We start from the raw sequence: 15,292 nt of genomic DNA, 5'->3' as shown, positions 1-15,292 counted from the left end.
TAGTTAACGCTTTTATCGCATCTCCTTTTGTGAATTTCTACTATATCTAGTACGTTTCAAAACAGGAATAGTTTTACATTTTGAAGAAAATAGGTAAAAAAATTTTAATTATTTACAAGAAAAACCAAAAATGGTGACTGTTAAATGATTGTCTTTCTTTTGCCGCCCATTATCTTCGGTTTGGCATGTACCTATTATTTTGGTCTTCGGAAAGAAGACTGAACACAGACAATTCCTATTTTGCTTTGACTAGTAGTTACGGAAACCAGAGAAGTTATCCATAAGATACTAAAAAAACTGCTGCAGGTAAGCTAATAAAAGCGCAACTTAATGCCACTTTTCAAAAACAATAAAAAAGGCAGCAGCTCAACTTATGAGCTGCTGCCTTTTATTTATAGAAAAACGGGAATAACCTTTTAACGATACCAAATCGTTTTATCTTGATATGGAATACGTTTTGATGAAGCTTCTTTATTAGGATGTCCGACGTAAATTAAGCCTAAGAGCTTATCGTCTCCTTCTAGAGATAAAAAGTCATTCAGTTCTGTCTGATAGACAATTTCACCGGTTCTCCAAATTGTAGCTAAACCTTGTTCTTCCGCTACTAATAGCATATTTTGTATGCTTGCCGCTACGGCAGAGATTTCCTCAATTTCAGGCACTTTACCAGAAGGACTTACTGCTACAGCAATAATGACAGGAGCGCGAAGCGGTCCTTTTTTTGCTTTTGTTGTTTTTTTCAACGCTTCTTCTTCACTTAAGTGAGCAGTTTTTTGTTTCATAATACGTTCCATTTCGTCTCCTAAACGAACGCGTGAATCCCCTGTAAACACGCGGAACTTCCAAGGCTCTGTCTTTTTATGGTTAGGAGCCCAAGTGCCGGCTTCTAACATAAGGTTAATAGCATCTTCTGATACGTCTTTGTCTTGCATGGCCCCAATCGTTCTTCTAGCTTTAATAATATCTAATACGTTCATGCTTTCTATCTCCTTTTCTACATTCAATCTATTATAAGTATGTATTTGTCTTGAATATAGAATAATTGAAAATCATTCTCACTGTCAAATGTTTTGATTATTACTTAGGTAACGATAAATAAATATGCCAATTTTTTAAGCGTGTTTGTTTTTTTAGCGGGTTTTCTTTTAATTATTTGGCAGTTTTGTCAAATAAAAAAACGATTTGGAATATAGAGTCCAAATCGTTTTTTTTATCTTATACCCAGCCGCGGAAACGAGAAGCTTCAGCTGATTTTTTGATTCCTGCCATATAAGCAGCAAGCCTCATATCTACGTCATTTTCTTGAGAGATTTGATAGACCGTTTCAAATGAATCTACCATTACCTTGCGTAATTTGTAAGCTACTTCCTCTTCAGACCAGTAGTAGCCTTGATTATTTTGCACCCATTCGAAGTATGAAACCGTTACGCCTCCAGCACTCGCTAAAATATCTGGCACTAAAAGTACGCCTTTTTCATCTAAAATGCGCGTAGCTTCAAGCGTAGTCGGTCCGTTCGCTGCTTCTACTACAATAGAAGCTTTAATGCGATGAGCGTTGCGAACCGTAATTTGATTCGAAATGGCTGCAGGTACTAAAATATCACATTCTTTTTCTAATAGTTCTTCGTTTGTCATCACATTGGTAAATAAATTTGTTACGGTACCAAAACTGTCGCGTCGATCAAGCAGGTAATCAATATCGAGACCAAGCGGATCATAAAGAGCTCCGTATGCGTCTGAAATGCCAATTACTTTTGCTCCTGCATCATGCATGAACTTAGCGAGAAAACTGCCGGCATTTCCGAATCCTTGAATAATAATTCGCGCTTCTTGCAAGTTAAGGTTTTTCTTTTTAACAGCTTCTTCTATACAAATGGTTACTCCTTTAGCCGTTGCAGTTTCGCGTCCTTGAGATCCTCCGAGTACGATAGGTTTTCCGGTAATAAAACCAGGAGAATCGAACTCACGCAGTCGGCTATATTCATCCATCATCCACGCCATAATTTGAGAGTTTGTATAGACATCCGGTGCAGGAATATCTTTAGTAGGCCCAACTATTTGACTGATGGCTCTTACATAGCCGCGGCTGAGTCGTTCTAGTTCACCAAAAGACATGTTTCTTGGGTCACATACAATTCCGCCTTTACCGCCGCCGTACGGAAGGTCGACAATGCCGCATTTTAAGCTCATCCAAATGGATAATGCCTTCACTTCCTCTTCATTTACTTCAGGATGAAAACGTACTCCTCCTTTAGTAGGCCCGACAGCATCATTATGTTGAGAGCGGTAGCCGGTGAATACTTTTACCGATCCGTTATCCATTTTAACCGGAATGCGAACCGTCATCATGCGCAGCGGTTCTTTCAATAAATGGTATACTTCTTCACCATAGCCTAGCTTTTGAAGCGCTTCTTGAATAACTGTTTGAGTAGATAAAAATAAATTAAGTGATTCCTGTTCTTGCTGCTGTTCTCTTTTTAATTCACTAGCTGTTTTTGTAATGGACATTCTGTTCACCCCATATTAATCATTGAATTTTCTCAACGATTTAACATGCAATTCCTGTGCCAATTTCTGTTGCTTAACAACGCTTTTATATTATAAATAATCTCTATTAGCAAGCCTTATATTCCCTGCATAGGCTGATATTAGTATATACTTAAAGAAATAAGACAAACTATTTATACTGCAAAGGAGGAAAGTGCTATGTTACATGAAAGAAAAGAACAAGAGCGAAACAATTACTGTATAGAATGCTGTTCCATCTGCGGAGAAAGGCTAACATCTTTTCAAGAAAAAGAAATATTCACATGCGACAGCTGCTTTGAACAAAAAGTCAACGATGTGCTTTCTGAGCTGTAATCAGATGCTCTATTTTTTAGAAACAGGTGTCACAATGTTAAAGTTTGGATCGATAGAATCCTGACAAGACAAAAAGAAATCCCATTTTGATTTATCTCCTTGAACAAATATGACCGAGCTATAAGAGTGATCATTTGTAGTTGTGAGTCGATATAAGGTATCTTGCCACATCGTTACCGTCACCTCAGCTTTCTTTCGCGTATCTCCGAGATACCTAAAGATTCCATGCTTAAATTCTGTGAGAGCTACTTCATTACGATCTGGTATGACAAACAATAGACGATAGTTACATGCACCTGCCTTTAATCCATCTACGCGAATGCTAAATAGTTCTAAAATATTTTTTAAAGGAAGTGTATCCCATACTTCTTTTGTGATAATGTTGGCAGGCAGCGATATATTACCTAAACGAAGTTCTTTGGCTCCTGTTAAATATTCATTTCGCCAAGGGCCAGATTCCGCTATATACCCTAATTGTTCAAGCGCGTCTGCACATAAAAGTTTTGCCTTTACATGGTGAGGATCAGCGTAAATAACTTGTTTGGTCACTTCAGCTACCCATTGATAGTCGCCTTGTTGAAAACAACGCTGCGCTTTTTTGACAATGTTGTCCGCTCCCCCCATATACTCTACATACTTCTTAGCTGACTCTTCAGGAAACAGTTTATTTAAATCGACAGGATTGCTGTTATACCAGCCCATATAGCGCTGATAAACCGCTTTTGCGTTGTGGCTAACCGTTCCATAAAAACCGTTGGTATACCACTCGTGAGATAGGATTTCTGGGAGCTTCATCATTCGGCCGACGTGATCAATGGTATATCCTTGATTCATGAGCCTTAATGTTTGATCATGAATATATTGATAAACATCTCGTTGATTTTCGATATATGTGATGCACGACTCGTTTCCGAACCTTGGCCAATTATGTACCCCAAATACAGTTGTTAGTTCTTGGCCAAATAAATCGATTGCTTGCTGCAAGTATCTTGCCCATGCTGCTGCGTCTCTTACTTTTGCTCCTCTGAGCGTATAGAGGTTGTGCTGAGTGGCCGTACAGTTTTCGGCAATACACAGAGACTTTTCACTAGGAATATAGATGTTCATTTCAGCAGGCGCTTCCGTTCCTGGCGTAAGCTGAAATTGAAATGAGACGCCTTCAATTTTCTTACTTACATAAGAATGATGTTCGGAAGGACGAATTTCTTCTATTCCTTTAATAAGCGTGATTGTTCCAAATGAAATTTCTTTTCCGATACCGTTGTCAATTAGGCCTTTTTCATCGCGTCGCAGTTGAATACCGTACATATATTGACTTCTTCGTGTCATTGCTGTTGCCGCCGTGACGTTTTCATCAATAACCGCATCCATAAACCCAGCAGGAGCATAAACTTTACTAGCTTTATTTTGTGTTGAGTCAGGTAATACTCCTAAAACTCCACCGTAATGGTCTATATGTGAATGTGAGAAGATAACGGCTCTAACAGGACGCTTCCCGCAGTGCTGGTTTACTAGTTTAAGTGCTTCTTCTGCTGTTTCTCTTGACGTCAAGCAATCAATAACAATCCATCCCGTTTTCCCTTTAACAAATGTAATATTAGCCATATCAAAGCCTCTTACTTGAAAGATATTTTCAGTTACTTGATATAAGCCGGCTTGTACATTTAATTTTCCTTGTTCCCACAGTTTAGGGTGGACAGTAGCAGGTGTAGATTGTTCAAATAAAAAAGCGTACTTTCTTAAATCCCATACAGGATACAGCTGATTTTTTTTGAAAATCAGAGGAAAAGGTACGCGTACAAGAGCTTGGTAATCCGCAAGATTTTGTTCTAATTTCACTTGTTCCCAGTCTATGTTTTTATAAGTATCAGCATTAGTCGCTGCAGTCTTTTGAGTAGCATCTTTTCGGTGAATCGTTAACTCCTGTTCATAATCAAACAGCATAACCCCCTCCTTTTTATTACTTTATGCGTAAAAATGAGACGAAGTACAAAAAGAGAGGGAAAATAGAGTTAACAAAAAAGAAGATGCGCTTAGCACGCATCTTCTTTTTTATACTGAATGTCATGTTTGAATAGTCGAGTATTCTGTCTGAATTAGACAGCCTAGCACTTAGTATAACGATTGTTTACCAATGTGCCTTTTGTAATCAAAACAAATCTTCCTTCTAAGGTGCTCAATACGTTTCTTGAAGTCGCTGTAAAACAATGCATGTGTACAGTCTCTCCTTTCTTGTATTGGCCTTACATAGAGTGTATACCCTCGAAAAAATAATTGAAACCTAATTGGGAGATTTTTTCAAAAAATAATAAATCCATTATGGTTAGGCTCTTTTGTCTCTATTTTTTCACCCAGTTGTCATTATCATCTTTTTTGTACTTCGTTTTCACCGCGTTCCAAGCGACTTTGTGAGCGGTAGCTTCTTCTTTGTATTCATCACTTGCTGAATTGAATGCTTCTTTATAAATTTCCTGAGCATGATGAGGAAGATTATCTCTTACTCCATCCGGCAGTTCTTTTAATGAATTGTAAGGCATGATAGTATTCCTCCTTGAAAACATCTTTTACTACTGATTTACCTGTTTTCAAATAACATAAACATTTAATAAATATAGTCCTTATACAAGTCGGACTGAGTGACCTTTTTATAAGCGAGTCCGTGTTTTTTAGCAAGGGCTTTTACTTCATCTACACAGCTTTGAGCGCTTCTTGGTGATACGTAAATTTCATTGATAAGCTGATGTAAATTACATGTAAGGAGGTTACCATGCTCATGAGAAAACTCATACGATCTTTTTTCAAGGATATCCATTCGTTGTTGCCATTGATTTGCGGAAATACCTTGAATTTCGAACAGCTTTTGCAGCTTCCAAGCGTGTATACGACTTGCTACAATAACAAGCCTCAATTCATTTTCATGCTGATAGGATTTGCGCTTGTAAAATAACGTGTCATATACAGAGTGACTAACCATTTCTTTTTGGAAGTCTATGTACTGCACTTTGCCAGAGAAGATTTTATAGCGTAAATCTTTAATACTGCACAATAAATTTTCATAGGTGGTTTTAATAGCTACGCCATCATTCCCCTTTAAATATAGATCCCACATTCCAGCGGCTTCGTAATCATTGATATGCCAGGATGAAACAGCAGAAAATTCATGGATTTTTCTTATATAGGTTCTAGAGGTACGGTTATGACGTTCGCCTTTTTTTCTTAACTCTTCTATGTTCCACATTGAAGAGCATCCTTCAAGAGGGTCCGAAAATGCATCAGGTTTTGCGAAAAAAAGCGCATTGGTTTCCAGTAAATCTTGAAAATCAGACAGCGGCATAAATCGCCATACCGTCGGATTATTGTGCACCTTATAGCGTTCATCATAATCGTCATAGCTAGATTCGAATCTTTTGGCATATTCGTAAGCTTTATCTCTATAAGCTAAATCCATTGGTTTTCCTCCTCTGAATGCATATTCACACTTGAATTATAGCACTTAATTGTTGTAATTTTCAAAATTATCCACCTGTATTAGGAGAGTTCTGTTATCAGAAAAGAAGGCACGCCTCAACATCTGCAGCGTGTCTTCTTATTTAATGAAATGAATATTTTGCTTAACACTTTCACTTTCTGGCTGATTTAATTCCAATAAATAAATTTTATCCGCTCGAAAATCAGTATTCTTCATTTCTTTTTTTAAGGCACGAATAAAGGCAGCTGAACTTTTCCCGTAGGCTTCAAAATAATGAAACGTGTGTACAACAAATAGAATGGATGCTCCACTGTAATCTTTTTTGCTCTTTTTTTGGATGTTTTCTAGCACTTTTTCTATATACTCTTCTACAGAACCTTCCGTCTGGATACGGGGTAGAGCAAAATTTCCTGAATTCACCCTCTGTGCATCTTCAAATTCCAGTTTCCCATCTTTGTAAGAAGTAATTTCAATTCGTTTTTCAGTACCATCCGGCTGAAGAATTAATCCGTCGTATCCTTGACTTCCAATAATAAGCTTCAATTTTGAATTCCTCGGACAATAGGAAGATTGGCTGAAGCAATAAAGCGGATAAAACTCTTCAAAAAACTTTTTGAAACGCCCTTTTTTAAGTCGAGCCAATTTTATATATTCTCTGTTTTGATGAATCATTTTCTGCGTATGTTCAAAATACTGCTTCATTTCTTCTTGCGTCCTGTACACATCAAGATCTTTAAATAATTCATCCATCTTTTTCACCTTCAATCCCACCAACTAAAAAAGTCTTCTTGCTTAGTAGATACATATTCATAAATGTGTGTGACAATTTTCTTTTTTTAAAGATATAGCTTTTTTAAAACAAAACGTGCACACTTTTCATTTTTTTGCATATCCTGTTATTCGTGCGTTCAATAATGAGCGTAAATTTCAGCCTTTAGTTGTAAAAGATGAACGGCAAAGTTACAGCTGATGGCGGATGATATGCTTCTGATTATTTCATAAACTATAACAAACAGGAAACTTAACAATAATTGAGGTGTTGAAAATGTTTGATAATGATTACGTAGTTAAAACCATTCACGATTTATATGTAAGAAATACAGAAAGCAAATTAAAAGTCTTCTTAACTTATTTTTGCCATAAAAGATAACATGTATTTATAGACGGTAATATATAGTCAATTGTTACTTGGAGTTTTTTATAGGAAGAAGAGTTTGATACAAATAAAAAGGAATAGTGGGTAATCCACTACTCCTTTTTTTATTATACTTGCAATTCCCGAATAAGTTCAGCAATAATTTTAATGCTTCTATCGATATCTGGTAAAGAAGCATAGGCGTAAGAAAGCCGAAGATAACTGCCGGTTTCTTGTGCATAGATACTTCCGGAATTAAGCAATATTCCTGTTTTTAAAGCACGAGAGTATAAAGATTTCATTGAAATAGAAGGTTGAATATGCACCCATATAAAAAAGCCTCCTTCAGGATTCGTCCATGTCGCTACATCTCCTGCATATGTTTCTAAAGCATTCAGCATAACTTTTCTTCTTGTTCGCAATTCGGTTCGTACCGTTTCCATATGCTGTTGATATAAGCCATTTTTAAACCATTCTGCTGCCACTCTTTGAGACAATGAGCTGGATCCATAATCCGTTTGCATTTTAATATCCGCCAAACGCTCAATGACTGGTTCTGGGCCGACTATCCATCCGATACGTAATCCCGGGCTTAATGTTTTAGAAAGACTGCTAACGTATAACACGTGTCCATTTTTATCTAAAGCTTTTAATGGCAACGGAGGCTGTTTATTTAGCCATAATTCGCGGTATAAATCATCTTCAATAATAGGAAGCTGATGTTCCTCACATTCTTTCAGCAAATCGTAACGCCTTTTTGAGGACATTAATGTTCCCGTTGGGTTATGGAAACATGGATTTGTATATAAAATAGCTTGCCCTTCTTGAGGGTCAGCGCGTTTTATAGCTGTTACTTTTATTCCTTCCTCATCCATAGAGAGACCTTTGAGTTTCATTCCGGCTGATTGAAATACATGTAAGGAGTATAGATAAGAAGGTTTTTCTAGCAAAACCGAAGAGTTCTTTTGCAGCAGTCCAATTGAAATAAGCTGAAGAGCTTGAAGAGCGCCGGAAACAATTAAAATAGAATCTGGAGAAGATTCAACCCCCATTGTTTTCATATACGTACTTAACTCTTTTCGTAAAGGAAAATACCCCTTTGGTTCTTCGTATCCCAGAACCTCCATGTTTTTTGCTACTTTTTCCATAGCGTATTTCATTTTATCTTTAGGGAATATGTCAGGTGAAAGCTCTCCTTTGCTTAATTGAATAAGGTTTGAGTTAAATTCGGATTCATTAATATCTTGTACCATTGCTTGACTCGGACGATGCATACCTGATTTCACATGAACATTCCAATCGGGCGGAGTCGTAGCCAAAAGTGTCCATGTATTATTTATAACGATTGTTCCCTTTCCCATCTTCCCTTCAATTAAACCGTCCGCTGTTAATTCCTCTAATGCCGTGATGACCGTACTTCGGTTAACATCGAACATAGCAGCAAGCTTTCGCTGACTAGGAATTTTACTTCCAATCGGCCATTCTCCACGCGCAATTTTCTCTTTCATAAAATCAATGATTTGCTTGTATTTTGGATAACTCGAACTGTTCTCTTGATTCATACATTTACTCCTGTTTTTAAAGTGGTTGGGTTAATTGCTTTTAAACTGGTTGAAGACATTTTATCAAATGTTTATTAACATGGGAACCACAATAGATACTGGCTGGATTCAAAATGAAAAATGGAGATGAATAGGCATGAAATTAACGTTTAGTCTGGTGTTCTTACATATACTGATGATTAGCTTATGGGCTTCAGCATTTCCAGTTATTCAAATAGGGCTGGAATCGTTTTCTCCTCAGCACCTCGCTTTTGTTCGGTTAAGTATTGCTTCTGTAGTGCTGTTAGTTATTGCAATAGCCACACGCATGCGCTTACCTGATATAAAAGATATTCCACTTCTTTTAGCACTCGGTTTTTTAGGTTTTACCGTATATCACACGGCATTAAACATTGGAGAAAAAACGGTGAGTTCGGGTATTGCGAGTTTACTGGTCTCGACTACTCCTATTTTTTCTTCACTTTTAGCTATTTTTCTTTTTCAGGAGGAGTTCGGAAAAAGAAAATGGATTGGATCTGCAGTAAGCTTTGCGGGTATTGCACTTTTAACCTTGAGCAAAGAGAATTTTGTACACTCAGTTAATGGAATCTTACTGATTCTGCTAGCTGCCCTTGCAGAAAGCATCTATATAGTATGTCAAAAAAATTTATTAAAAAAGTATGGTTTTCTTTCTTTTGTGACGTACAGTATTTGGGGGGCTACAATTTCTATGCTTGTTTTTTTACCTGGGTTAGAAACAGAACTTGCACATATCTCTGTCAGATCAGCAATAAGCGTGACATATTTAGGATTATTTCCAACCGTTATTCCCTATATGGTACTCGCTTATCTGACATCGCGTATAGGTTCTGCTGAGGCTGCCATTTCTCTTTACTTAACTCCTGCGCTGTCCTTTTTCTTAGCGTGGCTGCTTTTAAAAGATATCCCGAGTGCAGCTTCCATTGTTGGAAGCATCATTACGTTATGCGGCGTGTTGCTTACACATAGTAAAAGAAAAGTAGTGGTAAAAGAGACAAAGTTCACAATACAAAGATAATGTGTACGATTTAAGTAATTCTCTTAGAGGCTATGTTTTTTACTTATATATTTTATTTAGAACATACTTTAATTTCTTCTTTTTGCAGTTTAATTAATAATTAATAAAAAAGCACCTTTCTTTAATCTTGGTTTAAGATTTAAAGAAAGGTGCTTTTTTATGTAGTTTCTAATTCTGCTTTTATTTTCCCAGCCACTACGTGAGTCAGCTGCTGCAGATCGTAAATCTCTTCTCCTGAAAGTACTACATGTCCGTTTAAAACGTGGTTATGTTTATATGCTCGATACGTCACTTCGATACTTTTTATCGCACGCTCTACTTCATCATTCACCATAATACTTTCATAGTGATAGGATAGTGTTTCAATTCGAATCTGCGTATTTTTCATATTCATTCACCCTCCATGAGCCGTTGACTAAAAATATGACTGTTAGAGGTGAACTATACATAGAAACTTTTTTGTTACCACCTAATTTGTTATTTAGAACATATTTTAATTACTTAATTCATCTATGCTATTCTTTTTTTACAAAATACCAAAATAAACCCCCGCTCTTCGGAGCGGGAGTTTATTGCTTGTAGTACCAGCCTTTTTTATCTAAAAACTGTTTAACTTTTACAAAATCCAGCCCAGCTGCGGTAAGTTCAGCGGACGGATTACCTATTGCATGTACGTGTAATTCACTGTCGATTCCTTCATTTTTTAAGAAAGCACGAAACTCTGTTTCCATGTATTTACTTAATCCGCCTGTTTTAATTGTAATTGGGATAGGTTCTACGTCTTTCATTTGCACAAATCCACCTGGAATAGCCCATGCTGCATTGGTATACCCATATACGCTAAATACTGTGCCTTTTTTTATAGTTCTAAAATTCTCTGTTACATTCGCATATTTGTAGACTCCAATATCCTTCTTCGCTTTTACTTGAAAAGAATATTTATCTCCGAGTGAAGTAACCTTTGGTAATGATTCTTCGACAGGATTACTTACACCCTTAAGCAATTCCATCATTTTAGCTAATGTTGTCTCATCAGCTTTTCCAGTTGACGTTAATCCATACTTTTCTTGAAGAGCTTTAACAGCTGCAACAGTTTCGCTGCCATATTGACCATCGGTTCCTTGCTGGGAAAGTTCAAATCCTAATCTAATTAAGTTTTGCTGCAGTTCTTTTACAGCTAGTCCGCTATCACCTTGCTGCAATTGTGCTGATGGCTTATTATTTTCCACCACCGTCACGCCTGTATTAATACTATTAAAGAAATCCAGATCCATTTCATTGATATCAACATTGCCTTTAATCCCGTTTACTTTTCCTTGATCTGTATATTGAAACATAGACCATCTATCCCAAATCGCCGTATCACCTGGGTTAACGAATCCCTTAGAACGGTTACTTCCACTGTAACGAGCTATCCATAGCGGATATCTTGCCACGGCGCTTGTAAAATTGGATTTAATAAAACTATACCCCGTGTAAAGAATAGGCGTAATGCTTGTTTTCCTTTCAATATACTCCATCCATCTGACTGCAAAGGCTGTGACCTGCGCTTTTGTTTTCCCTTTATTCTCTTCCAAATCTAAGCAATGAGGCAAATCAACCTTCATGCTCCCTAATTTATTTAAAAAGAAATTAACTTCTGCAATGGGATCATTATCAGCATGAGCAAAGTGATAAAAGCCTACACGTAGACCTGCATTTTTTGCACCTATATAATTATCATATGATTTTTTATCTAAGAAGGTTGTACCTTCTGTTAATTTAATATACGCGCCTTTTACACCATCCGACGCCACTTTTGCCCAATCAATTGTTCCGTTGTGATGAGAAACATCAATGACCTTAATATTTTGATTATTACGGTTTTGCATTGCTATCACTCCTTCATACAAACTATGAATAAAAAAGGAAATGGCAACTGATACAGGCCTATGAAATAGATATTAGGCTTTATAAAAAAACTACACTAAGAAGGGATTTTGGTAGCCTTCCCTTATTATAAGAAATGAATTTGTGCAATTTTATAAAGTGAGGAAAGCTATATTCGTTTATACTAATAATATGAAGATATACTGAATAAAAAGTGGAGGAATATGATGTCTTTAATAAAAGAAGCACGTAGATATGCAGAACACGCTCATAGCGGCCAAATGCGCAAGCTGTCCGATACACCTTATATTGTTCATCCTATTAACGTAGGTACTATTTTAGAAAAAGCAGGTTTTAGTGAAGAAGTAATTGCAGCAGCTTATCTGCATGATGCTGTAGAAGATACAAGTGTAACACTCGAAGAAATTGTACAAAGATTTGGTTTAGAGGTAGCGGGGATTGTTGAAGCTCATACAGAAAACAAATCAAAAAGCTGGGAAGAACGTAAACAGCATACAATTCAAATTGTGAAAACTGGTTCTCTTGAAGTGAAATCTTTAATTGTAGCAGATAAATTAGACAATTTACGGTCTTTAAAAGAAAGCTACGATCAGCAAGGAGATACGATTTGGAATAGCTTTAAAAGAGGATTCGAAAAGCAGAAATGGTACTACGAATCCATTAGCAAATACGCTGCACAAGGATTGGAACCAAGCCAAATTCCAAGTTTTTTTTATACGTATAAACAAGAAGTAAACGATTTTTTTAGAAGTTAATATTCATATGAAGAAATTAGAAAACACTGAAAATAACTATTGCGAACGCGCTGCATACGTATTAAAATATAGTAGAGTCAACACGCAATAAAGGCTCTACATAATCGGGACTGTAGTTCAGTGGGAGAATACTTGTCTGGCAGACAAGGGGTCGTGGGTTCGAATCCCATCAGTTCCATAAAACCAGTCGTATCAAGAGTTTAAAACGCTTTAAAACTATGCAGGATGGAATGGTTGCAATACTATTTCATCTGACCTCTTCATGATTTCCATGAAGAGGTTTTTTATTTTCTTTTTACGATTGATCCTCATGATTTTTATGATTATTCTTTTCACTGCTCCTGCTGACAATTTCTCTAAGTTCGCCCTCGTCGCCTTTTGCATTGATGATTTCAAAAAGCTGATTCAGCCCTTCACTTGTTTCATCATTTGGTTCTTTACCCATTCTATCCCCTCCTTTTGCTTCTAGGATGCCCATTTTTTTCACATTGTTTCATGTAAAAAGCAATTCATCAATATTAATCCGCCGTAAAAGTATACCTTTACGACCCTTGTGCAATTACTGGTTATACGGATATACTCAATCAATTCTTTAAATTCCGCAGCATTTTATAGGGTTTCTAATACTCATCTATAATGAAATGATCATCACAAACTTCGTTAAAATCGTTCTCTTCGTGGAGATCTACTTCTTTATCTTTAGATATCTCGGTTTCTTGTGTAAATAGTTTAAAAAGCTTTTTTAACATTGTTCCACCTCATATCTTTCATTAATACATTCAGTATGATTAATTTATATGAAGCCAGTATGAATTGAAACTTAAGATAATGTGAATGTAGACATTAACGTGAGATGTTAAGCATGCTTATACCCTGGACAAAAAAGTTATTTCATTCTACAAAGAAGTGATTAGTATATCAGCTGTATGTGGCATTCGTTCTATAACAGTCGTCTTTGTTATTCGTTTTGCTATTGTACTAGGTAGCTTAGTTTTATGTATTATCGCTTTAATCCCTTAGTTATCAACATCCTTAAATACCATTCAAATGGTTTGTGTAGTTGGAATTATCCTTTTGCTTGCTTTGTTTTTCTTGGGTGATATCCACAATCAAACGAAAAAACGCAAGCTATAAAAAAGAACTTTGTATGCTGCTGCAAAGTTCTTTTCATAAACACTTACTGTTTGTTAAGAACTGTATGAAATAGCTCATACACTTCTCATACAATCGCTAAGACCTATTCAGTTAACAGTCCTTCTTACGTTTTTTTCAAACCATCCATATGCAATTTCAGCTTTAATTTCTTTATTTCCCGGAGAAACTAGGAAAATAACGTATGAACCGTTGTTTGGAAAGATAAATTTTCCATCTTCATCACTTACTAATGTACTTTTCGGCGGAACAACACGGTTAAATACGTTTACCCCTTTGGTAGGAAAGCCTTTTACCATTTCTGCAAATTTAATTTTCCCTTTTGGCTTTGAACGTATTGTAGTATTTGCTGGACTCACATTATCTGAAGTTGTTCCTTTTCCAGGCGGGATAGAATTAAACCAAATTTCAGCAGTAAAAGGTTCGTTGGAATAGTTAGTGATAGTAAAAGCATTCACAAATAAATCTACTCCGGAGCCGGAAGGGTTAACTAACCCGCCCCAAGCATTTCTATTTCCACCAAAACGAATAGGCTCAGTTTGTCCGACAAAATAGTCTCCTTTTAAAGATTGATATAAAGGATTAGGTATATTAACGGCTTTAATATAAGGTTTACTCGACTCGTAATTCGACATACAATCATCTCCTTTCTGTACTATATTTTATGAAGTTTTTCTATAAATGCTTGGACACATGCATTTAGAAATATATTTAATCTTTATATAAACGCAAAAAGATAGACCCGGTACTGAGCCTATCTTTTCCTATCGCTTAATGCCCTCGTCGACTGCTGGTGTATAAACGGATTGTTTTTTGACTTTATATTCCGATGCTTTTTTAATACTTCTACTATCACTTCTTAAAGTAGTAATCACCTATTCTTTTGTAGTCATAGAATGAAGAATCCTTACCTTTTTTTCGCAATATTCAACAATTTCATAACAGGCTGTGAGAATATCATGTCTAGACAGTTCTATTTCATCAAATACAAATTTTGAAAGTTGCTTCTGCAGAACCTCCAGCTTTTTGCTGTCTTCTTCATCGATCCATAGCCCTTCCGTAATACACACATCTGCTATTTTGTTAATAGATTGAGCCGTCCAGTTTAAGCCAGCTGAAGAAACAGTTTTTGTAAGTAAATCGTTTTTTATAGCTAGAATAACTTGACACACATGGGTATAGGCATCAACTTTCTTTTGGATAAATGCTTTGCGAAGCTCTTGTTTGTATTGCTCTTTCGACATCACTATAGCTACAACAGACGTAATGAATGTTCCTGCCAGCGCGATGAGCGACCCTATCAAAATTCCTATCAGTTCTCCTGACAAAACGTTCACCTCTTTAAAGGTATTTCTATATGCTATGAGAATGAAGGAATTGATATGAGGTAAACACCATGTAAAAACAGCCCTAACTTTTCTAAGTTAGGGC

At 36.4% G+C, this 15,292-nt stretch carries 15 protein-coding genes and 1 tRNA gene; 4 read left to right on the top strand and 12 right to left on the bottom strand.

Features of this window, described 5'->3' with window-relative positions; all coding sequences use genetic code 11:
• Positions 1 to 416: 416 nt before the first annotated feature.
• Positions 417 to 977 (bottom strand): nitroreductase family protein, encoded by a 561-nt coding sequence (locus ACFX4W_RS12815; protein ID WP_043982556.1) that lies wholly within the window; start codon positions 975 to 977, stop codon positions 417 to 419.
• Positions 978 to 1,215: 238 nt separating this feature from the next.
• The gene (locus tag ACFX4W_RS12810) at positions 1,216 to 2,508 is read right to left on the bottom strand and encodes a Glu/Leu/Phe/Val family dehydrogenase (protein ID WP_097823367.1); all 1,293 of its coding nucleotides are present in this window, start codon (positions 2,506 to 2,508) and stop codon (positions 1,216 to 1,218) included.
• A gap of 198 nt (positions 2,509 to 2,706) precedes the next feature.
• Between ACFX4W_RS12810 and ACFX4W_RS12805 the strand changes: the two genes are divergently transcribed.
• Positions 2,707 to 2,862 (top strand): hypothetical protein, encoded by a 156-nt coding sequence (locus tag ACFX4W_RS12805; RefSeq protein ID WP_165575111.1) that lies wholly within the window; start codon positions 2,707 to 2,709, stop codon positions 2,860 to 2,862.
• 9 nt (positions 2,863 to 2,871) lie between these two features.
• Here ACFX4W_RS12805 and ACFX4W_RS12800 read toward each other — a convergent pair whose 3' ends face one another.
• From ACFX4W_RS12800 to pdxR, 5 genes are all read right to left on the bottom strand, one after another.
• Positions 2,872 to 4,806, bottom strand: coding sequence for an alkyl/aryl-sulfatase (locus ACFX4W_RS12800; RefSeq protein ID WP_377559477.1), 1,935 nt, complete (start codon positions 4,804 to 4,806; stop codon positions 2,872 to 2,874).
• A gap of 395 nt (positions 4,807 to 5,201) precedes the next feature.
• A complete protein-coding gene (locus tag ACFX4W_RS12795; RefSeq protein ID WP_013083246.1) occupies positions 5,202 to 5,399 on the bottom strand; it encodes a ChaB family protein in 198 nt (65 codons plus the stop codon).
• Between the two features lie 65 nt (positions 5,400 to 5,464).
• Positions 5,465 to 6,310 carry a DUF2971 domain-containing protein gene (locus ACFX4W_RS12790; protein WP_043982551.1) on the bottom strand — a complete coding sequence of 282 codons (846 nt, stop codon included), beginning with the start codon at positions 6,308 to 6,310 and terminating at the stop codon, positions 5,465 to 5,467.
• Positions 6,311 to 6,448: 138 nt separating this feature from the next.
• Positions 6,449 to 7,081 carry a hypothetical protein gene (locus tag ACFX4W_RS12785; protein WP_043982549.1) on the bottom strand — a complete coding sequence of 211 codons (633 nt, stop codon included), beginning with the start codon at positions 7,079 to 7,081 and terminating at the stop codon, positions 6,449 to 6,451.
• 513 nt (positions 7,082 to 7,594) lie between these two features.
• A complete protein-coding gene (gene pdxR, locus ACFX4W_RS12780) occupies positions 7,595 to 9,028 on the bottom strand; it encodes a MocR-like pyridoxine biosynthesis transcription factor PdxR (protein WP_043982548.1) in 1,434 nt (477 codons plus the stop codon).
• Between the two features lie 136 nt (positions 9,029 to 9,164).
• On the opposite strand from pdxR, the gene ACFX4W_RS12775 reads away from it, so the two are divergent.
• On the top strand, positions 9,165 to 10,064 hold the full coding sequence (locus tag ACFX4W_RS12775; protein ID WP_043982547.1) for a DMT family transporter: 900 nt from the start codon (positions 9,165 to 9,167) through the stop codon (positions 10,062 to 10,064).
• Positions 10,065 to 10,221: 157 nt separating this feature from the next.
• Here the strand turns inward: ACFX4W_RS12775 and ACFX4W_RS12770 are convergent, their stop codons facing one another.
• Positions 10,222 to 10,452 carry a hypothetical protein gene (locus ACFX4W_RS12770; protein WP_237074922.1) on the bottom strand — a complete coding sequence of 77 codons (231 nt, stop codon included), beginning with the start codon at positions 10,450 to 10,452 and terminating at the stop codon, positions 10,222 to 10,224.
• A gap of 181 nt (positions 10,453 to 10,633) precedes the next feature.
• A complete protein-coding gene (locus ACFX4W_RS12765) occupies positions 10,634 to 11,935 on the bottom strand; it encodes a GH25 family lysozyme (protein WP_280559647.1) in 1,302 nt (433 codons plus the stop codon).
• A gap of 225 nt (positions 11,936 to 12,160) precedes the next feature.
• Here ACFX4W_RS12765 and ACFX4W_RS12760 point away from each other — a divergent pair, with 225 nt between their 5' ends.
• Both ACFX4W_RS12760 and ACFX4W_RS12755 read left to right on the top strand, forming a co-directional pair.
• Positions 12,161 to 12,709 carry an HD domain-containing protein gene (locus ACFX4W_RS12760; protein WP_043982544.1) on the top strand — a complete coding sequence of 183 codons (549 nt, stop codon included), beginning with the start codon at positions 12,161 to 12,163 and terminating at the stop codon, positions 12,707 to 12,709.
• Positions 12,710 to 12,815: 106 nt separating this feature from the next.
• Positions 12,816 to 12,887: transfer RNA gene (locus tag ACFX4W_RS12755), tRNA-Ala, on the top strand.
• Positions 12,888 to 13,004: 117 nt separating this feature from the next.
• Here the strand turns inward: ACFX4W_RS12755 and ACFX4W_RS12750 are convergent.
• The 3 genes from ACFX4W_RS12750 to ACFX4W_RS12740 form a co-directional block, all read right to left on the bottom strand.
• A complete protein-coding gene (locus ACFX4W_RS12750) occupies positions 13,005 to 13,154 on the bottom strand; it encodes a hypothetical protein (RefSeq protein WP_013057122.1) in 150 nt (49 codons plus the stop codon).
• Positions 13,155 to 13,950: 796 nt separating this feature from the next.
• Complete coding sequence (locus ACFX4W_RS12745; protein WP_043982543.1) at positions 13,951 to 14,496, bottom strand: DUF6143 family protein; 546 nt, start codon at positions 14,494 to 14,496, stop codon at positions 13,951 to 13,953.
• A gap of 240 nt (positions 14,497 to 14,736) precedes the next feature.
• Positions 14,737 to 15,198, bottom strand: a complete 462-nt coding sequence (locus tag ACFX4W_RS12740) for a hypothetical protein (RefSeq protein ID WP_230184083.1) — start codon at positions 15,196 to 15,198, stop codon at positions 14,737 to 14,739.
• Positions 15,199 to 15,292 lie beyond the last annotated feature (94 nt).

Source organism: Priestia sp. YIM B13489 (genome assembly GCF_042787645.1).
Taxonomy (GTDB): Bacteria; Bacillota; Bacilli; order Bacillales; family Bacillaceae_H; genus Priestia; species Priestia megaterium.
Note: the sequence above shows the minus strand (reverse complement) of the source record. Positions and strands in the feature narration are given on the sequence as shown.